Source organism: Burkholderia sp. Ax-1720 (assembly GCF_011753035.1).
In the GTDB taxonomy this organism is placed as follows: Bacteria; Pseudomonadota; Gammaproteobacteria; order Burkholderiales; family Burkholderiaceae; genus Burkholderia; species Burkholderia gladioli.
Genome location: NZ_VWWK01000082.1, coordinates 1 through 19,909 on the forward strand (window position 1 = coordinate 1; position 19,909 = coordinate 19,909).

General features: G+C 70.4%; 14 protein-coding genes and 2 riboswitches. Of the genes, 10 read left to right on the top strand and 4 right to left on the bottom strand.

Going from position 1 to position 19,909, the window contains the following annotated elements; translation table 11 throughout:
• The first annotated feature begins 188 nt into the window (after nt 1-188).
• From F3J18_RS21875 to F3J18_RS21915, 9 genes are all read left to right on the top strand, one after another.
• A complete protein-coding gene (locus F3J18_RS21875; RefSeq protein ID WP_025097745.1) occupies nt 189-1,241 on the top strand; it encodes an oxidoreductase in 1,053 nt (350 codons plus the stop codon).
• A gap of 202 nt (nt 1,242-1,443) precedes the next feature.
• A complete protein-coding gene (locus F3J18_RS21880; protein ID WP_025097744.1) occupies nt 1,444-1,848 on the top strand; it encodes a hypothetical protein in 405 nt (134 codons plus the stop codon).
• Between the two features lie 543 nt (nt 1,849-2,391).
• Nucleotides 2,392-2,490: riboswitch (glycine riboswitch) on the top strand.
• Nucleotides 2,491-2,527: 37 nt separating this feature from the next.
• A riboswitch (glycine riboswitch) is annotated at nt 2,528-2,653 on the top strand.
• Nucleotides 2,654-2,748: 95 nt separating this feature from the next.
• Nucleotides 2,749-3,867 carry a glycine cleavage system aminomethyltransferase GcvT gene (gcvT, locus tag F3J18_RS21885; RefSeq protein ID WP_025097743.1) on the top strand — a complete coding sequence of 373 codons (1,119 nt, stop codon included), beginning with the start codon at nt 2,749-2,751 and terminating at the stop codon, nt 3,865-3,867.
• 43 nt (nt 3,868-3,910) lie between these two features.
• Nucleotides 3,911-4,294 carry a glycine cleavage system protein GcvH gene (gene gcvH / locus F3J18_RS21890; protein ID WP_025097742.1) on the top strand — a complete coding sequence of 128 codons (384 nt, stop codon included), beginning with the start codon at nt 3,911-3,913 and terminating at the stop codon, nt 4,292-4,294.
• A gap of 63 nt (nt 4,295-4,357) precedes the next feature.
• The gene (gcvP, locus tag F3J18_RS21895) at nt 4,358-7,288 is read left to right on the top strand and encodes an aminomethyl-transferring glycine dehydrogenase (RefSeq protein ID WP_166914149.1); all 2,931 of its coding nucleotides are present in this window, start codon (nt 4,358-4,360) and stop codon (nt 7,286-7,288) included.
• Between the two features lie 143 nt (nt 7,289-7,431).
• A complete protein-coding gene (locus tag F3J18_RS21900; RefSeq protein ID WP_013696198.1) occupies nt 7,432-8,577 on the top strand; it encodes an alginate lyase family protein in 1,146 nt (381 codons plus the stop codon).
• 29 nt (nt 8,578-8,606) lie between these two features.
• Entirely contained in the window at nt 8,607-9,995 is a 1,389-nt protein-coding gene (locus tag F3J18_RS21905; protein WP_166914151.1) for an L-serine ammonia-lyase, read from the top strand.
• Nucleotides 9,996-10,200: 205 nt separating this feature from the next.
• Nucleotides 10,201-11,922, top strand: coding sequence for a thiamine pyrophosphate-binding protein (locus tag F3J18_RS21910; protein WP_166914153.1), 1,722 nt, complete (start codon nt 10,201-10,203; stop codon nt 11,920-11,922).
• Between the two features lie 45 nt (nt 11,923-11,967).
• On the top strand, nt 11,968-13,053 hold the full coding sequence (locus F3J18_RS21915) for a glycosyltransferase family 9 protein (protein ID WP_166914154.1): 1,086 nt from the start codon (nt 11,968-11,970) through the stop codon (nt 13,051-13,053).
• A 61-nt stretch (nt 13,054-13,114) separates the two neighbouring features.
• Here the strand turns inward: F3J18_RS21915 and F3J18_RS21920 are convergent, their stop codons facing one another.
• Nucleotides 13,115-14,257 (bottom strand): helix-turn-helix domain-containing protein, encoded by a 1,143-nt coding sequence (locus F3J18_RS21920; RefSeq protein ID WP_166914156.1) that lies wholly within the window; start codon nt 14,255-14,257, stop codon nt 13,115-13,117.
• 338 nt (nt 14,258-14,595) lie between these two features.
• On the opposite strand from F3J18_RS21920, the gene adh reads away from it, so the two are divergent.
• Entirely contained in the window at nt 14,596-16,116 is a 1,521-nt protein-coding gene (adh, locus tag F3J18_RS21925) for an aldehyde dehydrogenase (RefSeq protein ID WP_036035280.1), read from the top strand.
• A 90-nt stretch (nt 16,117-16,206) separates the two neighbouring features.
• Here adh and eutC read toward each other — a convergent pair whose 3' ends face one another.
• The 3 genes from eutC to eat are packed head-to-tail and all read right to left on the bottom strand — an operon-like array spanning nt 16,207 to nt 19,842.
• Nucleotides 16,207-17,001 carry an ethanolamine ammonia-lyase subunit EutC gene (gene eutC, locus F3J18_RS21930; RefSeq protein ID WP_166914158.1) on the bottom strand — a complete coding sequence of 265 codons (795 nt, stop codon included), beginning with the start codon at nt 16,999-17,001 and terminating at the stop codon, nt 16,207-16,209.
• Nucleotides 16,998-18,395 (bottom strand): ethanolamine ammonia-lyase subunit EutB, encoded by a 1,398-nt coding sequence (locus F3J18_RS21935; protein WP_166914160.1) that lies wholly within the window; start codon nt 18,393-18,395, stop codon nt 16,998-17,000. The genes eutC and F3J18_RS21935 overlap by 4 nt, the downstream gene beginning before the upstream one ends.
• A 37-nt stretch (nt 18,396-18,432) precedes the next feature.
• Complete coding sequence (eat, locus tag F3J18_RS21940; RefSeq protein WP_025097733.1) at nt 18,433-19,842, bottom strand: ethanolamine permease; 1,410 nt, start codon at nt 19,840-19,842, stop codon at nt 18,433-18,435.
• Nucleotides 19,843-19,909 lie beyond the last annotated feature (67 nt).

The window sequence follows — 19,909 nt, forward strand, 5'->3', positions numbered from 1 at the left end:
GAGCGGGCGGCGCTCGCCGGCATGGGGGCCGGTGCGTTCGCGCCCCGGTTCGCCGTGCCACAATAGCCGGTCGCGGCGGCGGCCGCGCGCCGTGCTCGACTGCCCGCGCCCCAGGGCCCGCTCCCCAGCCCGCTTCACCGCCCGCCGCCCGCCTTCCGTTCGATCTCGCAAGCTGACAGGATTCGCTCATGACGTCTTTGCTGAAAGTTGGTCTGATGGGTTTCGGTTTCGCCGGCGCCACCTTCCACGCGCCGGTGATCGCGCACAGCGGCCGCACGCAGGTGGCCGCGATCGCCACCGGGCAAGCCGACAAGGCGCGCGCCGCGTACCCGGAGGCGGCCGTGGTCGCCGATTTCGACGCGCTGCTCGGGCTCGCCGAGCTCGACTGCGTGGTGATCGCCACGCCCAACGACACCCACTTCGATCTGGCCCGCCGCGCGCTCGAGGCCGGCAAGCACGTGGTGGTCGACAAGCCCGTCACGCTCAGCTCGGCCGAGGCGCGCACGCTGGCGCGCCTGGCGGCCGACCGCGCCCTGGTGTTCGCGCCCTTCCACAACCGTCGCTGGGACGGCGACTTCCTCACCGTGCGCGAGCTGGTGGCGAGCGGCGAGTTGGGGCGCCTGACGCTGTTCGAATCGCACTTCGACCGCTTCCGCCCGCAGATTCGCCAGCGCTGGCGCGAGGACGCCACGCGCGGCGGCGGCCTGCTGTTCGACCTCGGCCCGCACCTGATCGACCAGGCGCTGGTGCTGTTCGGCCGGCCCGAGACGGTCGGCGCCACGGTGCGCGCGCGCCGCGACGGCGCGGCGGCGGCCGACTTCGTGCACCTGGTGCTGGGCTACGCGAACCATGAAGTGATCCTGCACGCGAGCGCGCTGGCCGCGATCGAGGCGCCGCGCTTCACCGTGCTCGGCACGCGCGGCGGCTACCAGAAGTTCGGCCTCGATACCCAGGAGGACCAGCTCAAGGCCGGCCTCACGCCCGACGACGTCGAGTTCGGCGGCGGCAATCCGCCCGGCGTGCTGCACCTGCTGGACGGCGAGGTCGAGACCGAGCGGCCGGTGCCCACCCTCGACGGCCAGTACGCCGAGTTCTACCGCGCGCTGGCCGCCTCGGTGCAGGATCGCGCGCCGTTCCCGGTGCCGGCCCAGGACGCGGTGGACGTGATGGCCATCATCGAGCTGGCCGAGCGCAGCGAGCGCGAGGGCCGTCGCCTGCCGTTCGCCAGCGAGCCGTTCTGACCCTGCGCGCCGCGCCCGGGCGGCAGCTCGCCGGCCGCGAACAACATTCGGTTACAAAACAACGGGGAACCGGCTTCCGTTTCGGACAGGTCTGAAGCATGCTTCCCCGGCCGGCCCCTCGCGGGCCGGCTTCGCTTTGCAAGACGCCGTTTCGCACGGCCCGGATCTTGCGCCTCACCGATTCGCCATAGGAGAACGATTCATGCAACGGCTGATCCGTGCGGCCCTCGGCGCCGCCCTCGTCGCCTCGCTGGCCGCGTGCGTCGTCACGCCGCCGCCGAAGCGGCCGGCGCCGCGTCCACGCCCCGTTCAACCGATCCCCGTCCAGCCGCCGCCCCCGCCGCCGCAACCCGCTCCGCCGCCGATCGGCGTGGAGCGCATGAACGGCATCCTGGGCCGCATCGACAGCCTCGGCAACCGCATCGATTCGCGGGTGAACGGCGGCGCCTATCCGCCGCCGCAGGGCGAGGCGCTGCATCGACGCCTCGACGTGATCCGCCAGGAAGCCAACGACATGAGCGCGCAGCATGGCGGCGGGCTGACCGCCGACGAGCAGCGCGTGCTGAACCAGGAACTCGACACGGCCGCGCGCGCGATCGGCGTCTGAGACGGGCTGGGCGGCTCGCTCGGGCCGCCTCGCGACATGGCCCCTCGGCAGGCGGCCCGGCTCGATCGAATCGGCGAGCCGCCGGCTCGGGCTTTCCACGCTGTCCACGCCTCGCGCTTTCCACCCATGCCGGCATCGCGCCGGCTGCCCGCCCGGGCCCGCGCCATGCGGCTGCGGCCGCCACTTGTCCACCGCCGAACGCGACTTGTCCAGCGCTTGTCCACGGCTTGCTCCCAGCTTGTCCACCGGCTTTTCCACCGCCTTATCCACGCGCATCGCCCGGCTTATCCACGACTTGCCCACGACTTGTCCCCGCTTTATCCCGAGCTTGTCCCCTGATTCATCCACCGGCTTGTCCACAGCTTCAGGCACGCTTGTCCTCGCTCGATCCACAGGCTGTCCACCGACTTGTCCCCAGGCGGCACGCCGCTGCCGACAGCCGCGCCGCGAGGTCCGCGGCCGGCATCCGTGCCCTGCCCGCCTGCCGCCAAGCGACGTGAATTTGCGCAAATTGACAAGCCCTTTGGCCTCGCGTACATTCGCCGGCACGCGTCGGGAGAGCGTGCGACAGCCTGGATTCCGGGCCGCCGCGCCGCCGAAGGGGCACACCCACAAACTCTCAGGCAAAAGGACCGACCGCGTCGGAACACATACGCGCAGCCCAGGTTGCGCGTCAGGTTTTTCGTACTCTGGAGAGCGGCAGTAGCCACGTGCGCGAGCATCGGCAGGCTGCCCACCGAAGGGGCGCGCACCGGCCGGTCAACGGCGGTGCAATCTCTCAGGTATCGAGGACAGAGGGGCTGGCAAGGAACCACGGGCGCGTCGCGCGCCGGCGGCTCACCCACTTGCCGAATCGTTTTCGCGTCCGGGCACCCGCCCGCACGGAACCTCGAGGCCCCGATGACCGCACTCAAACACACCCCGCTCCACGCCGCGCATGCCGCGCTCAACGCCCGCATGGTCGATTTCGGCGGCTGGGACATGCCCGTCAACTACGGCTCCCAGCTGGAAGAGCATCGCGCCGTGCGCACCGATGCCGGGATGTTCGACGTGTCCCACATGTGCGTGGTCGATTTCCGCGGCGAGCGCGCCCGCGCCTTCTTCGAGCACGCCATCGCCAACAACGTCGGCAAGCTGCACACGCCCGGCAAGGCGCTCTACTCCTGCCTGCTGAACCCCGAAGGCGGCGTGATCGACGACCTGATCGTCTACTACTTCACCGAAACCTTCTTCCGCACCGTGGTCAACGCGGGCACCGCCGAGAAGGACATCGCCTGGTTCCAGCGCCTCAACGAGGAGGGCGGCTTCGGCCTCGAGATCACGCCGCGCCGCGAGCTGGCGATCGTCGCCGTGCAGGGCCCGAACGCCCGCGCCAAGGCCTGGGACACGGTGCCCGCCGCGCGCGCCGCCACCAGCGAACTGAAACCCTTCAACGCCGCCCAGGTGGCCGGCACCCCGTTCGGCGACCTGACCGTGGCGCGCACCGGCTATACCGGCGAGGACGGCTTCGAGATCATCGTGCCGGCGGCTCACGTGCAAGCGCTGTGGGACGCGCTGATCGCCCACGGCGTGCGCCCGGCCGGGCTCGGCGCGCGCGACACGCTGCGCCTGGAGGCCGGCATGAACCTCTACGGCCAGGACATGGACGAAACCGTCTCGCCGCTCGACGCGGGCCTGGCCTGGACCATCGACCTGTCGGCGCCGCGCGAGTTCGTCGGCCGCGCCGCGCTCGAGGCGCACGGCGAGCGCGCCGGCTTCGTCGGCCTGATCCTCGAGAAGGAAAACGGCAAGGCGGGCGGCGTGCTGCGCGCCCACCAGCAGGTCCTCACCGCACACGGCGAGGGCGAGATCACCAGCGGCACCTTCTCGCCCAGCATGCAGGAATCGATCGCGTTCGCGCGCGTGCCGGCCGGCGTTGCCGTCGGCGACACCGTGCAGGTGCGAATCCGCGACAAAAACCTTCCCGCGCGCGTGGTAAAACTCCCGTTCGTGCGCAACGGCAAGGTATTGGCCGCCTGAGCGCACGAACCTCCAACACGCACAACACAATCAGGAGCATCCGATGAGCAACGTCCCGGCAGATCTGAAATACACCGACGAACACGAGTGGATCCGCACCGAAGCCGACGGCACGCTGACGGTCGGCATCACCGATCACGCCCAGAGCACGCTCGGCGACATCGTCTTCCTCGAATTGCCGGAAGCCGGCAAGCAGGTGAAGGCGGGTGACCCGATCGGCGTGGTCGAGTCGGTCAAGGCCGCTTCCGACATCTACGCGCCGGTTTCCGGCGAAATCATCGCCTCCAACTCGGACGCGATCGACGAGCCCGAGTCGGTCAACGAAGACGCCTACGACGCCTGGCTGTTCAAGATCAAGCTCGCCCCCGGCGCCAACACCAACGATCTGCTCGACGCGGCCGCGTACAGCAAGCTGATCGACGGCTAAGCCCTTTTCGACCCGAGCGGCGCGCGCGACCACGGCACGCGCGCCGCAACCCGCAGGAATGCCATGAAGCTCGACCATCCGGATCACCTGATGAACCGCACGCCCCTCTCGCTCGCCGCGCTCGAAACGCACGACGCGTTCGCCGAACGTCATATCGGCCCCGACGCCGCCAGCCAGCAGGCGATGCTCGACACGCTCGGCTTCGCCTCGCGCGCGGCGCTGATCGAGGCGGTGATCCCCGCCGCGATCCGGCGCGACGAGACGCTGCCGCTGGGGCCGTTCACGCAGCCCAGGAGCGAGGCGGAAGCGCTCGCCGCGCTGCGCGAGCTGGCGAACCAGAACCAGGTGTTCCGGTCCTTCATCGGCCAGGGTTACTACAACGCGCATACGCCGGCCGTGATCCTGCGTAACGTGCTCGAGAACCCGGCCTGGTACACGGCCTACACGCCCTACCAGCCGGAAATCTCGCAGGGCCGCCTGGAGGCGCTGCTGAACTTCCAGCAGATGGTCGCCGACCTGACCGGCCTGGCGATCTCCAATGCCTCGCTGCTGGACGAGGCCACCGCCGCCGCCGAGGCGATGACCCTGCTGCAGCGCAACGGCAAGCCCAAGTCGAACCGCTTCTTCGTGGCCGACGACGTGCTGCCGCAAACGCTGGAAGTGATCCGCACCCGCGCCGAGCCGATCGGCATCGAGGTGGTGACGGGCCCGGCGGCGCAGGCCGCCGATGCCGACGCGTTCGGCGTGCTGCTGCAATACCCGGGCGTGAACGGCGACGTGCGCGACTACCGCGCGCTGACCGAGGCCGTGCACGCGGCCGGCGGCCACGTGGTGGTGGCGGCCGACCTGCTGGCCCTGACCGTGCTCACGCCGCCCGGCGAATGGGGCGCGGACGTGGCGGTCGGCAATACCCAGCGCTTCGGCGTGCCGGTCGGCTTCGGCGGCCCGCACGCGGCCTACCTGGCCGTGCGCGACGAATTCAAGCGCCAGATGCCGGGCCGCCTGGTGGGCGTGACGGTCGACGCGCAGGGCAAGCCGGCCATGCGCCTGGCCCTGCAGACGCGCGAGCAGCACATCCGCCGCGAGAAGGCCACCTCGAACGTCTGTACCGCGCAGGCCCTGCTGGCGATCATGGCCAGCTCCTACGCGGTCTATCACGGCCCGCGCGGCCTGAAGACCATCGCGCTGCGCGTGAACCGGATCGCCGGCCTGCTGGCGGCGGGCGTCGCCCAGCTCGGCTACACGCTGGTCAACGACAGCTTCTTCGACACGCTGACGGTCGAGGCCGGCCAGCAAGCCGCCGCGCTGCACGAAGCCGCGCGCGCCAAGCGCATCAACCTGCGCCATGCCGGCGCCAGCCAGGTGGGCATCTCGATCGACGAGACCACCACCCGCGCCGACCTGGCCGACCTGCTGGCCGTGTTCGCCTCGGTGGCGGGCGCCGCCGCGCCGTCGGTGGACGCGCTGGAAGCCGCCCTGCCGGGCGCGCCGGTGCTGCCGGCCCAGCTCGAACGCCAGAGCGCCTACCTGACCCACCCGGTATTCAACCGCCATCATTCCGAAACCGAGATGCTGCGCTACCTGCGCAGCCTGTCGGACAAGGACCTGGCGCTGGACCGCTCGATGATCCCGCTCGGCTCCTGCACCATGAAGCTGAACGCGACCTCGGAGATGCTGCCGGTCACCTGGCCCGAATTCGGCCAGATCCACCCGTTCGCACCGGACGAGCAGACCGTCGGCTACCGCACCATGATCAGCCAGCTCGAGCAGATGCTGGTGGCCGCCACCGGCTACGCGGCGGTCTCGCTGCAGCCGAACGCCGGCTCGCAGGGCGAGTACGCGGGCCTGCTGATCATCCACGCCTATCACGCCTCGCGCGGCGAGGGCCATCGCGACGTCTGCCTGATCCCGGCCTCGGCGCACGGCACCAACCCGGCCTCGGCCCACATGGCCGGCATGAAGGTGGTGGTGGTGGCCTGCGACGAGCAGGGCAACGTCGACCTCGCCGACCTCAAGGCCAAGGCCGAGCAGCACGCGGCGAACCTGGCCGCGATCATGATCACCTACCCGTCGACGCACGGCGTGTTCGAGCAGAACGTGCGCGAGATCTGCGAGGTCGTGCACGCGCACGGCGGCCAGGTCTACGTGGACGGCGCGAACATGAACGCGATGGTCGGCCTGACCGCGCCGGGCCAGTTCGGCGGCGACGTGTCCCACCTGAACCTGCACAAGACCTTCTGCATCCCGCACGGCGGCGGCGGCCCCGGCGTCGGCCCGGTCGCGGTCGGCGCGCATCTCGCCAGGTTCCTGCCGAACCAGCATTCGACCGGCTACACGCGCGGCGCCGACGGCATCGGCGCGGTCTCGGCGGCGCCTTACGGCTCGGCCTCGATCCTGCCGATCTCGTGGATGTACATCGCGATGATGGGCGCGCGCAACCTGACGGCCGCCACCGAAGTGGCGATCCTCAACGCCAACTACATCGCCAAGCGTCTCGCGCCGCATTACCCGGTGCTGTATTCGGGCCCGGGCGGGCTGGTCGCGCACGAGTGCATCCTCGACCTGCGCCCGATCAAGGACAGCAGCGGCATCACCGTCGACGACGTCGCCAAGCGCCTGATGGACTACGGCTTCCACGCGCCGACCATGAGCTTCCCGGTGCCGGGCACGCTGATGGTCGAGCCGACCGAATCGGAATCGCAGGAGGAGCTGGACCGCTTCATCGACGCGATGGTGGCGATCCGCGAGGAAATCCGCGCCGTCGAGGAAGGCCGCGCCGATCGCGAGGACAACCCGCTGCGCCATGCACCGCACACGGCGGCGGTGGTCACTGCCAACGAGTGGACGCACGCCTACACGCGCGAGCAGGCCGCGTTCCCGGTGGCGTCGCTGGCCGCCGGCAACAAGTACTGGCCGCCGGTCGGCCGGGCGGACAACGTCTACGGCGACCGCAACCTGTTCTGCGCGTGCGTGCCGATGTCCGACTACGCCTGACGGCCCGCGCGCCCCTCGCCGAGCCCGTCATGACGCGCGCCATGCCTCCCGCCCCCGCGGCGGGGCGCATGGCGCGCGGTCGCGTTCGCCTCCAAGTCCGGCTAACATCTGACACCGCCATCCAGCCAAACGAGGAGTTCCGCATGGTGCGCAAGGTGTTTCCGGATCGAATGGCCACACGGCATGTACAGCACGTACGGCAGGCCCATTGGCGCGCGCTCGCGCCGGCATTCGCGGCCTGCGTCGCGTTCGCGCTGTCGGCCGCTGCCTCGCCGGCGCGCGCGGCGATGAATTTCTGCGCGGCGCCCGCGCTGCAGAGCAACGAGAGCACCTCGGCCGAGCCCGGCATCCAGGCGCTGGTGCGCAGTGTCGACGCGCACCTGAACGACGCGCCGAAGGCGCTCGTGCACCTGCATACCGAAGGCCTGCTGCCGCACGAAGGCATCCGCGACCAGAGCGAGGAAGCGCTCAAGGACATGGAGCTGATGCGCGACGCGGCGCTGGCCTGGCGCGTCACCAACAACCCGCGTTATCTCGCGCTGCTGAACCGCTTCCTGCTGGCCTGGGTCACCACCTACCAGCCCGACTTCAACCCGATCGACGAGACCCGCTTCGAGGGCCTCATCATCGCCTACGACATGGCCGCCAGCACGCTGCCGGTCAAGACGCGCAACGCGGCCTCGACCTTCATCGCCAAGCTCGGCGCCGGCTACGTGGCGCAGGTCGACGCGCAGCCGCGCCCGCTCACCGGCGTGTGGCGCAACAACTGGCAGAGCCACCGGATCAAGCTGATCGCGCTGTCGGCCTTCACGCTCGGCGATCGCAAGATGATGAACGCCGCCCAGCGCCTGTTCGTCGAGCACCTGGCCGACAACATCAAGCCGGACGGCACCACCTTCGATTTCGAGGAGCGCGACGCGGTCCACTACGCGGTCTACGACCTGCAGCCGCTGGTCACGGCGGCGCTGGCCGCGCGGCGCTTCAACCGCAACTGGCTGCGCGAGCGCGGCAGCAACGGCGCCACGCTGCAGGCCGCGCTCGACTGGCTGGTGCCCTATGCGCGCGGCGAGAAGACCCATGAAGAATTCGTGAACTCCACGGTGCCGTTCGACGCCAAGCGTCGCGAGGCGGGCCTGCCCGGTTATTCGGGCCAATGGCAGCCGGCCAACGCCACCGAGCTGTTCCACCTCGCGGCCCGTCTCGACGGCCGCTACAACAGCGTCGCGCAGCAGCTCGCGCCGCAGCCGCCCGCCTGGCTGGCTGCGTGCCTGCCGCTGCCGGCACGTTAATCACCCCATCCGCATTACAGGAACTCCCCATGGCAGTCAGCGTGTTCGATCTTTTCAAAATCGGGATAGGCCCGTCCAGCTCGCATACGGTCGGACCGATGCGCGCCGCGCTGATGTTCGTCCAGGGGCTCGAGCGTGATGGCCTGCTCGAGCAGGTCGCCGGCGTGAAGGTCGACCTGTATGGCTCGCTCGGCGCCACCGGCAAGGGCCACGGCACCGATCGCGGCGTGATGCTGGGCCTGATGGGCGACGCGCCCGACACGGTCAACCCCGACACCATCGACGCGCGGCTGGCCGCCGTGCGCGACACGAAAACGCTCTCGCTGCTGGGCCGCCATCCGGTGCCCTTCGTGCTGAAGGAGCAGATCGGCTTCTATCGGCAGGCGCTGCCCGAGCACCCGAACGCGATGACGCTGCGCGCGCGCGACGCGGCCGGCGAGGCGCTGCGCGAGACCACCTACCTGTCGGTGGGCGGCGGCTTCGTGGTGACGGCCGGCGCGGCCAATACCAAGGTGCTGAACGCGGCCGAGCAGATGCCCTACCCGTTCCGCTCCGGCACCGAGCTGCTGGAGCTGACCGCCTCCACCGGCAAGTCGATCGCCCAGCTGATGTGGGACAACGAGCGCGCCTGGCACGACGAGGACACCACCCGCGCCGGCCTGCTCAAGATCTGGGAGGTGATGCAGTCCTGCGTGTCGCGCGGCTGCGGCATCAACAACCCCGACGCCGAGGGCACCCTGCCCGGGCCGTTCCAGGTCAAGCGCCGCGCGCCGCAGCTGTATCGCACGCTGACCGGCAACCCGGAGCAGGCGCTGCGCGACCCGCTGTCGATGGTCGACTGGATCAACCTCTACGCGATCGCCGTCAACGAGGAAAACGCCGCGGGCGGGCGCGTGGTGACCGCGCCCACCAACGGCGCGGCCGGCATCATCCCGGCCGTGCTGCACTACTACACGCGCTTCGTGCCGGGCGCCAACGAGCAGGGCGTGATCGACTTCCTGATGACGGCCGCCGCGATCGGCATTCTCTACAAGCTCAATGCCTCGATCTCGGGCGCCGAGGTGGGCTGCCAGGGCGAGGTGGGCGTGGCCTGCTCGATGGCGGCCGGCGCGCTGGCCGCCGTGCTGGGCGGCACGCCGCGCCAGGTCGAGAACGCCGCCGAGATCGGCATGGAGCACAACCTCGGCCTGACCTGCGACCCGGTCGGCGGGATGGTGCAGATCCCCTGCATCGAGCGCAACGCGATGGCTTCGGTGAAGGCCGTCAACGCCGCGCGCATGGCCCTGCGCGGCGACGGCAGCCACTACGTGTCGCTCGATTCGGTGATCAAGACCATGCGCGAGACCGGCGCCGACATGAAGACCAAGTACAAGGAAACCTCGCGCGGCGGGCTGGCGGTGAATATCGTCGAGTGCTGAACGGGATTTGAGGCGACACGCGCCGCGCGCCGGATCGGCTGCGCGGCGCCTTGCGTTTACGCGCTCGCCCTTTTTCGTTTTCTCGGTCCTCGCAACGACGCGCGGCGGCGTTTCGCGGCGAGCACGCACCGTTCGCGGCCCGCTCGCCACGTTTCGCCCATCCGGCGTAAGCTATCCCTCCCGCCACCGAGGGAGCCCGCCGTCCATGTCGCACACTCCGGATTCCGCCGTCCCCGCCAGCGTCAACGGCGCCCGACTGCTCGTCGATGCGCTGCTCACCAACCATGTCGAACGCGTGTTCTGCGTGCCCGGCGAAAGCTTCCTCGCCGTGCTCGACGCGCTCGGCGACGAAACCGCGCGTATCGACACCATCGTCTGCCGCCACGAGGCCGCCGCCGCCAACATGGCCGAGGCGGTCGGCAAGCTGACCGGCCGTCCCGGCGTGGCCCTGGTCACGCGCGGACCGGGCGCGACGCATGCCTCGATCGGCGTGCATACCGCGTTCCAGGATTCGACGCCGATGATCCTGTTCGTCGGCCAATGCGCGCGCGAGCATCTCGACCGCGAGGCCTTCCAGGAGATCGACTATCGCCGCATGTACGGCGAGCTGGCCAAGTGGGTCGCGCAGATCGACGACGCGCGGCGGATTCCCGAGTACCTGAGCCATGCCTTCCACGTCGCGACCTCGGGCCGTCCCGGCCCGGTGGTGCTGGCGCTGCCTGAAGACCTGCTGTCCGACCCCTGCGCGCCGCAGCCGGTGCTGCCGGCCGCCAAGCGGATCGCGGCGGCGCCCTCCGCGGCCCAGATGGCCGAGCTGCGCGAGCGGCTCGCGCGTGCCGAGCGCCCGCTGCTGATCGCCGGCGGCAGCGGCTGGAGCGTCGAGGCCTGCGCCGACCTGCGCCGCTTCGCCGAGGCCTGGCAGTTGCCGGTGGCCTGCGCGTTCCGCTACCAGGACAGCTTCGACAACGAGCATCCGCTGTATGCCGGCGACGTCGGGCTCGGCATCAATCCAGCGCTCGCCAGGCGCATCCGCGAGGCCGACCTGCTGCTCGTGCTGGGCCCGCGCCTGGGCGAGGCCACCACCGGCGGCTACACGCTGCTGGAAATACCGAAGACGCGCCAGTCGCTGATCCACGTCCACCAGGGCGCCGAGGAACTGGGCCGGGTCTACCTGCCCGACCTGCCGATCGTCTCGGGCATGCCCGAGATCGCGGCGCGGCTGGCCGAACTCGCGCCGCCCGAGCTGCTGCCCTGGGCCGGCAGCGCGAGCGAGGCGCACGCGGCCTACCTGGCCTGGCGCAAGCCGCTGCCGATGCCCGGCGAGGTGCAGCTCGGCGAGATCATGCAGCAGTTGCGCGAACGGCTGCCGCACGACGCGATCGTCAGCAACGGCGCCGGCAACTACGCCACCTGGCTGCATCGCCATTACGCCTATCGCGCGTTCCGCTCGCAGCTCGCACCGACCAATGGCGCGATGGGTTACGGCGTGCCGGCCGCGCTGGCCGCGAAGTCCTTGTATCCGCAACGAATCGCGGTGGCGCTGGCCGGCGACGGCTGCTTCATGATGGCCGGCCACGAGCTGGCCACGGCGATGCAATACGGCCTGAACATCGTGGTGATCGTGGTCAACAACGGCCACTTCGGCACGATCCGCATGCACCAGGAACGCCATTACCCGAACCGCGTGCATGGCACCGGCCTCACCAACCCCGACTTTGCCGCCTATGCGCGCGCATTCGGCGCGCATGGCGAGACCGTCGCCACCACCGCCGAATTCGCACCGGCGCTTGAACGCGCGCTCGGCAGCGGCCTGCCCGCGCTGATCGAGATCCGGATCCCGCAGGAGGCCAGCACGCCGGCCGCGACGCTGGAGCAGGTGCGCGAGCAGGGGCGGCGCGCCCGCGGCGAAACCGGGCCGGGCGCATGAGACGCCCTGCTCCCGTCGACTCTTGCTTCGAGGATTCCCGCATCGATGGCACATCCCGCGCCGCTCGCCGCTGACACGCCGGCCGACCTGGAGGGGCCGGCCGCGCTGCGGCACCCCGGCACCCTGCTCTCGCGCGAGCGCCGGCTGGTGGCGCCCTACGACCTGGAGATGGCGGGCCAGGTGCCGCCCGGCCATCGCGCCGCCAGCCAGGGCGGCACCGGCATCCTCAACGCGGCCGAGCAGCCGTTCCGGCTCGACTACGCGCGACATGCCCGGGTCCACGTGATCAACGGCATGGGCGTCGCGCTCGGCGATTCGATCATCGGGCTCAGCGCGCTGGCGGCGCTGCGCGATGCGCATCCGGCGCTGCGTATCGTGCTGTATCGGCCGTCGCGTTTGTCCGGCCATGTCGAGCAGCTCTACCGGCTCGCCGACGAGGTGGTCGCCGGCATGCGCGTGCTGCCGGCGGACCTCGATGCGCTGCCGGCCGACGAAGCGAGGATCGACGTCGGCAACCAGCTGTATCGGCCGTCCTTCGCGGCGCTGCCGATGATCGACTACTTCCTCGATGCGCTCGGCGTCGATCCGGCCACGGTGCCGGCCGCCGCCAGGCGCAATCGCTGGCTGTCGCGGCTGGCGCTGCCGGAACTGCCCGCCGCCTGGCGCGGGCAGCGCTACGCGCTGTTCTGCGCCGAGGCGAGCACGCCGCTGCGCAGCATCCCGCCCTCGCGGCGCGCCGCCATCGTGGAGCGCATCGCCCGGCGATACGGCCTGCCCGTGCTCGGCTTCGGGCCCGTCGAGCATGCCGCCTACACGGACGTGCGCGAGCTGTCGCCCGACACGGCCGCCTACTTCGCCTGGATCCGCGACGCGGCGGTGCTGGTCAGCGCCGACACGTCGGCGATCCACGCCGCCGACGGCTTCGAGGTGCCGACCCTGGCCGGCTTCACCAGCATCGCGCCGGAGCTGCGCGTGCGCGACTATCCGCTGTGCCGGCCCTTCGTGGTGACGGTGCCGCCCGCGCTGCGCGATCGCCATGCCAGCGACGATCCCGCCGAGATCGCGATGGTCGAGGCGGCCTGGGGGCTGGTCGATTGGGATGCGCTGGCTTGGCCGCGGGCGCGCGAATAACGGCTGGCGCCGGGGATCGGCGATTGGCCAGCAACGGCCGGCAATGCGGCGCTCGCCCGCTTCAGCCGAGCGCGACCGTCACCGATTCGCGCAGCGCCTCGGAAGGCCGCATCCCGAACATGCGGCGATAGTCGGTCGCGAACTGGCTCAGATGCCAGAACCCCCAGGCGGCGGCCACGTCCTGCACCGAGCCGGCGGCGCGCCCGCACAGGTCGCGCCGCGCGCCGTTCAGGCGCAGCGCGCGCAGATAGGTGGCGGGCGCCATCCCGAGCACGTCCTGGAAGCAGTTCTGCAAGGTGCGTCGGCTCACGTGCAGTTGCTCGCAAAGCTCGGGCACGCCCACCGCACGCGCGCGATGCGCGAGCACGTAGTCGCGCGCCTGGGCAACGATGCGGCGCCGCCGCTGCGGCTGCATGCCATCGGCCTCTTCATCGCCGGCCGGCCCCGCGCAGACGTCGAACAGGGCAGCCAGCACGGCCTCCTGCAGATCATGGCGCTCGCCATCGGAAAGGGCCGCACGCGGCGAGGTCGCCTGGAACAGCCGTGAATCTGGCTGAAAGTCGGGCTGAACGTCGGATTGCGCGTCGGATCGCAAGTCGGATCGCGAAGCAAGCCTCGAATCGGGCCAAGGATCGAGCCGCGACGCCAGCAGCGCGCGCAGGCGCGCCAGCCGCGCATCGCCGGCGCGCACCATGGCCTGGCGTGGCACGCTCTCGTCGAAGGCCGCCCGCTCGACCTGCTCGGCATGACGGCGCAGCACCTCGCCACGCACCACCACGCCGTAGATCGAAAAGGCCGCCGGCGTCAGCAGCTCGAATTCGACATTGCCGGGCCGGCAGGCGAAGCCGTCGGCCGCGACCGGCCGCGTATCGATGCGCATCTGCGCGGCCTCGAACTCGGGCGCCAGCACCGGGATACCGAACCAGTAGGCATCGCCGCGCACCTCGCAGGCCTGGCGCAGCGTGTGGCTGGTGGTCTCGCGGAACAGCTTCATGGTGTCGAGCGGCAGCTCGGTGAGGGTGCCGACGAAATGCCCTGCCGCCAGCTGGTCGTAGGTCTGGCGCCAGCCCACCAGATTGCGCGCCTGCTCGTCGGCGTCGTGCGCGACGCTGACCACGGCGCGGCCCGCCGGCACCTCGTCGCCTGCCGCGCTGCGCCGCGTGTCCTCCGCGGTCGCCTCGCCGCCGCCTCGTGCGCTGTCCATGTCCGCCCTCCCGGCCTGCTCCTGCCTCGATCCGGAAAGCGAATGCAAGTCCCGTGCCGAAACCGGGCCCGGCGCGGCCCGGTCGCTCGCCGCCGCGCGCTGTGCCGCGACGGCACAGCCTGTGCCGGGCGAACGTTCCATTCCTGCACAGTCACGGCAGCGTCATCGTCGCGGCGGCCCTGCCCGCCGCCGCCGCACCGCCTCGCGCCGGGCGCGCACCGCGAGGCGGCGCGCTGGCACGCTTTTGGCGTATCCGGAACACCGCGCCGCGCGTGGCGAGCGTCCTCTTGCGCGCGCGGCGATGTTTTTCCCCAAACCGACATGCGAGGAGCGACACGATGAACCACGCCGAGATGCAGCACCTGAACATCGAATTCCCGTACCGCAAGCAATACGGGAACTTCATCGGCGGCGAATGGGTGCCCCCTGTCGACGGCCAGTACTTCGACAATCTCTCGCCCGTCACCGGCCAGGCCTTCACCGCGATCCCGCGCTCGCAGGAAGCCGACATCAACCTCGCGCTGGACGCCGCGCACAAGGCCAAGGCGAGCTGGGGCGCGACCCCGGTGGCCGAGCGCGCCGCCGTGCTGCTGCGCATCGCCGATCGCATGGAGCAGAACCTCGCGCGCCTGGCGGTGGCCGAGACCATCGACAACGGCAAGCCGCTGCGCGAGACCACCGCGGCCGACATCCCGCTCGCGATCGACCACTTCCGCTACTTCGCGGGCTGCGTGCGCGCCCAGGAAGGCTCGATCGCCGACATCGGCGGCGACCTGGTGGCCTATCACTTCCACGAGCCGCTCGGCGTGGTCGGCCAGATCATCCCCTGGAACTTCCCGATCCTGATGGCGGCCTGGAAGATCGCGCCGGCGCTGGCGGCCGGCAACTGCGTGGTGCTCAAGCCGGCCGAGCAGACGCCGGCCTCGATCCTGGTGTGGGCCGAGCTGGTCCAAGACCTGCTGCCGCCGGGCGTGCTCAACATCGTCAACGGCTTCGGGCTGGAAGCCGGCAAGCCGCTGGCCTCCAGCAAGCGGATCTCGAAGATCGCCTTCACCGGCGAGACCACCACCGGCCGCCTGATCATGCAGTACGCCAGCGCGAACCTGATCCCGGTCACGCTCGAGCTCGGCGGCAAAAGCCCGAACATCTTCTTCGCCGACGTGATGGACCGCGACGACAGCTACTTCGACAAGGCCCTGGAAGGCTTCGCGATGTTCGCGCTGAACCAGGGGGAGGTGTGCACCTGCCCGTCGCGCGCGCTGGTCGAGGAAAGCATCTACGACCGCTTCATCGAGCGCGCCGTCAAGCGCGTCGAGAAGATCCGCCAGGGCCACCCGCTCGACGCGCAGACCATGATCGGCGCGCAGGCCTCGGCCGAGCAGCTCGAGAAGATCCTGTCCTACATCGACATCGGCCGCCAGGAAGGCGCCGAGTGCCTGACGGGCGGCGAGCGCAACACGCTGACGGGCGAGCTCGCCAGCGGCTACTACGTGAAGCCGACCGTGTTCCGCGGCCACAACAAGATGCGCATCTTCCAGGAGGAGATCTTCGGGCCGGTGCTGTCGGTGACCACCTTCAAGAACGAGGAGGAGGCGCTGGAGATCGCCAACGACACGCTCTACGGGCTCGGCGCCGGCGTGTGGACCCGCGACGGCGGCCGCGCCTATCGCTTCGGCCGCGCGATCCAGGCCGGCCGCGTGTGGACCAACTGCTATCACGCCTATCCGGCGCATGCCGCGTTCGGCGGCTACAAGCAGTCGGGGATCGGCCGCGAGACGCACAAGATGATGCTCGACCATTACCAGCAGACCAAGAACCTGCTGGTCAGCTACGACGACAAGCCGCTCGGCTTCTTCTGATCGCGGCGGCCTCGCCGAACTCGCCGCAACGACAAGGCGCCGGTGGATATTCCACCGGCGCTTTTTTCGTGCGGGCAAAGGCAGGCTCGGCTACCCTTCGCCGATTCGTTCGCTGTCCGATCGATCGGCCAGCAGCGCGTCGCTGTCGTCCTTGAGGCCGACGCCGGTCAGTTGCAGGCGGCGCGCGTGGGTGAGCAGGTAATGCAGCTTGTGCGCGGCCGCCTTGTAAGGCAGGCCCTCGGGGCGCACGTTCGAGATGCAGTTGCGCTGGGCGTCGTGGCAGCCCACCTTCGGCGCGTAGGTCAGGTAGACGCCGAGGCTGTCGGGCGAGCTGAGGCCCGGTCGCTCGCCGATCAGGATCGCCACCAGTTGCGCGCGCAACAGCTCGCCGATCTCGTCGCCGAGCGCGACGCGCGCCTGCCGCGCCACCACCACCGGCCCGAGCGACCAGCCATCGGCATCGAGCCGCCCGCGTATCGCGTTCAGCAGCGGCAGCGCCTGCTTCGCGGCCGCGAAGGCCGACAGGCCGTCGCCGATCACGAACACCAGGTCCGGCGCCTTGGCCGGCTTGGCGCCCTCGGCGGCCAGCGCCTCGCGGCTCGCCTCGGACAGCTTGCGCCCGAGGTCGGGGCGGCGCAGGTAGTGCTGGCGATCGGCCGCCGCGCTGTCGGCGCCGAGCGTGGCGAAGCCGGCCGCCTCCAGCTCGCCGCGCAGCTTGTCGGCATCGAGCGGCTGGTGCACCGCGTCGCGTGCCTGCGCGTGCGAGAGATTGAAGGCCAGCAGGGGCTCGGTGGGCAGGCTGCTGCCGGCGCGGCCCAATGCGATCCGCGCGTTGGTGAAGGTCTTCAGGCCGCCCCAGGGGTTCTTCTCGACCGCATCGCTCATGCGTCGATCCCCATCCATTCCTTCGCCCCGGCCAGCAGCGGCGCGCGCGCATGCGCCGGTATCAGCGCGCCCTTCGCGTCGGCGATCTCCATCGTCTCCAGCCATTCCTCGAACTCGGGCGCGCGCCGCAGCCCCAGCACCTCGCGCACGTAGAGCGCGTCGTGGAAGGAAGTGCTCTGGTAGTTCAGCATCACGTCGTCGGCGCCGGGGATGCCCATGATGAAGTTGATGCCGGCCGCGCCGAGCAGGGTCAGCAGCGTGTCCATGTCGTCCTGGTCGGCCTCGGCGTGGTTGGTGTAGCAGATATCGCAACCCATCGGCACGCCCAGCAGCTTGCCGCAGAAGTGATCCTCGAGCCCGGCGCGGATGATCTGCTTGCCGTCGTACAGGTACTCGGGGCCGATGAAGCCGACCACGGTATTGACCAGGAAGGGCCGGAACCGGCGCGCCACCGCGTAGGCGCGCACCTCGCAGGTCTGCTGGTCGACGCCGTGATGCGCGTTGGCCGACAGCGCGCTGCCCTGGCCGGTCTCGAAGTACATGAGGTTGTCGCCCACCGTGCCGCGCCTGAGCGAGAGCGCCGCCTCGTGCGCCTCGCCGAGCAGGGCCAGCGAGATGCCGAAGCTGGCATTGGCCTGCTCGGTGCCGGCGATCGACTGGAACACCAGGTCGACCGGCGCGCCCTTCTCGATCGCGGCGATGGTGTTGGTGACGTGGGTCAGCACGCAGGACTGCGTCGGCACGCGGTAGCGCTCGCGGAACGCATCAATCATGTTCAGCAGGCGCGTGATGGCGGCCAGGCTGTCGGTGGCGGGATTGATGCCGATCATCGCGTCGCCGGAGCCGTACATCAGGCCGTCGAGCATCGAGGCGGCGATGCCCCTGGCGTCGTCGGTCGGGTGATTCGGTTGCAGGCGCACCGACATGCGCCCCGGCAGCCCGACCGTGTTGCGAAAGCGCGTGACCACGCGGCGCTTGCGGGCCGCCGCGATCAGGTCCTGGTTGCGCATCAGCTTCGAGACCGCCGCCACCATCTCGGGCGTGAGGCCCGGCGCCACGCGTTCGAGCGCGGCACCATCGGCGGCGGGCGAGAGCAGCCAGTTGCGGAAATCGCCCACCGTCAGGTGCGAGATCTCGGCGAAGGCGGCCGCGTCGTGCCCGTCGATCACCAGCCGCGTGACCTCGTCGCGCTCGTAGGGAATCAGCGCCTCGTTGAGGAAGGCCTTGAGCGGCACGGCGGCCAGGGCGATCTTCGCCGCCACGCGCTCCTCCTCGCTGGCCGCCGCCACGCCGGCGAGCTGGTCGCCCGAGCGCAGGGGGCTGGCCTTCGCCATCAAGGTCTTCAGGTCCGCGAACCGATAGGTGCGCGAGCCGATCGTCTCCGTGTACGACATCTGCGAATCTCCTGCGCGCCGCCCGGCGCGCGTGCTGTCATTCCTCGAGCAGCGCCTCGGCCGGCGCGGCCGCCCGCTGCGCGCGCGTGGCCAGGAAGTAGCCGTAGCCGAGCGCGACGATCGCCACGAAGATCAGCGCGACCAGCGCGTTGAAATAGACCATCGTGCCGAGGCAGACCAGTGCCGCCACCAGCGCGAAGGCGGGGAACAGCGGGTAGAGCGGCGCGCGGAACGGGCGCGCCATCGCCGGCTGGCTGCGGCGCAGCTTGAAGAGGGCCGCCATGCTGACGATGTACATCACGATAGCGCCGAATACCGACATCGTCACGATGTTCGCGGTGAGCGTCTGGCCGCCGAACTGGATCAGCTCGTCGCTGTAGATCGCCGCGATGCCGACCACGCCGCCCGCCAGGATCGCACGATACGGCGTGCGAAAGCGCGGGTGCACCTTGGCCAGCCATTCCGGCAGGTAGCCCTCGCGCGCCAGCGCGAAGATCTGCCGCGAATAGCCGAGGATGATGCCGTGGAACGAGGCCACCAGCCCGAACAGGCCCAGCCAGACCAGCATGTGCATCCAGCCGCTGTGCTCGCCGACGATGTACTTCATGGCCTGCGGCAGCGGATCGTTGATGTTGGACAGTTTGGTCCAGTCGCCGGCGCCGCCCGCGAACACCATCACGCCAATCGCCAGCACCACCAGGGTCAGGATTCCGGCGACATAGGCGATCGGAATCGAGCGCTTCGGGTTCTTCGCTTCCTCGGCGGCCATCGCCACGCCCTCGATCGCGAGGAAGAACCAGATCGCGAACGGAATCGCCGCGAACATGCCGTGGAAGGCGCCCGGCGAGAAGTGGTCGGCGCCGCTCCAGCCGCCGCGGGTGAAGTTGTCCCAGGAGAAGCCCGGCGAAACCACGCCCATGAACACCAGCAGCTCGAAGATCGCCAGCAGGGTGACGATCAGCTCGAAGGTGGCGGCGATCTGCACGCCGACGATATTGAGCGCCATGAACACCAGGTAGGCGCCCATCGCCGCGTGCTTCGGCTCCAGCGAGGGGAACTGCACGTGCAGGTAGGCGCCGATCGCCAGCGCGATGGCCGGCGGCGCGAACACGAACTCGACCAGGGTGGCGATGCCGGCCAGGTAGCCGCCGGCCGGGCCGAAGGCGCGCCGCGCATAGGCGAACGGGCCGCCGGCGTGCGGGATCGAGGTGGTCAGCTCGGTGAAGCTGAAGATGAAGGTGGTGTACATCGCCGCGATGAACAGCGCGGTGACCACGAAGCCGAGCGTGCCGGCGCTGGCCCAGCCGTAGCTCCAGCCGAAATACTCGCCCGAGATCACCAGGCCCACCGCGATGCCCCACAGCTGCCAGGTGCCGAGGGTCTGTTTCAGTGCCGGCCCCGGCGCGGCGCCGCCCGCTGCGGGGCGGCCGTTCGACTCTGCTTGCATCGCTCTCTCCTCATGTGCGGCTGCCGGCGCGGCGCGCCGGATCGGGTGACCGATCACCGATGCTAGA

Coding starts and splice junctions, on each gene's coding strand:
- F3J18_RS21875 (WP_025097745.1), top strand. CDS start 189: ATGACGTCTTTGCTGAAAGTTGGTCTGATGGGTTTCGGTTTCGCCGGC.
- F3J18_RS21880 (WP_025097744.1), top strand. CDS start 1,444: ATGCAACGGCTGATCCGTGCGGCCCTCGGCGCCGCCCTCGTCGCCTCG.
- gcvT (WP_025097743.1), top strand. CDS start 2,749: ATGACCGCACTCAAACACACCCCGCTCCACGCCGCGCATGCCGCGCTC.
- gcvH (WP_025097742.1), top strand. CDS start 3,911: ATGAGCAACGTCCCGGCAGATCTGAAATACACCGACGAACACGAGTGG.
- gcvP (WP_166914149.1), top strand. CDS start 4,358: ATGAAGCTCGACCATCCGGATCACCTGATGAACCGCACGCCCCTCTCG.
- F3J18_RS21900 (WP_013696198.1), top strand. CDS start 7,432: ATGGTGCGCAAGGTGTTTCCGGATCGAATGGCCACACGGCATGTACAG.
- F3J18_RS21905 (WP_166914151.1), top strand. CDS start 8,607: ATGGCAGTCAGCGTGTTCGATCTTTTCAAAATCGGGATAGGCCCGTCC.
- F3J18_RS21910 (WP_166914153.1), top strand. CDS start 10,201: ATGTCGCACACTCCGGATTCCGCCGTCCCCGCCAGCGTCAACGGCGCC.
- F3J18_RS21915 (WP_166914154.1), top strand. CDS start 11,968: ATGGCACATCCCGCGCCGCTCGCCGCTGACACGCCGGCCGACCTGGAG.
- F3J18_RS21920 (WP_166914156.1), bottom strand. CDS start 14,257: ATGGACAGCGCACGAGGCGGCGGCGAGGCGACCGCGGAGGACACGCGG.
- adh (WP_036035280.1), top strand. CDS start 14,596: ATGAACCACGCCGAGATGCAGCACCTGAACATCGAATTCCCGTACCGC.
- eutC (WP_166914158.1), bottom strand. CDS start 17,001: ATGAGCGATGCGGTCGAGAAGAACCCCTGGGGCGGCCTGAAGACCTTC.
- F3J18_RS21935 (WP_166914160.1), bottom strand. CDS start 18,395: ATGTCGTACACGGAGACGATCGGCTCGCGCACCTATCGGTTCGCGGAC.
- eat (WP_025097733.1), bottom strand. CDS start 19,842: ATGCAAGCAGAGTCGAACGGCCGCCCCGCAGCGGGCGGCGCCGCGCCG.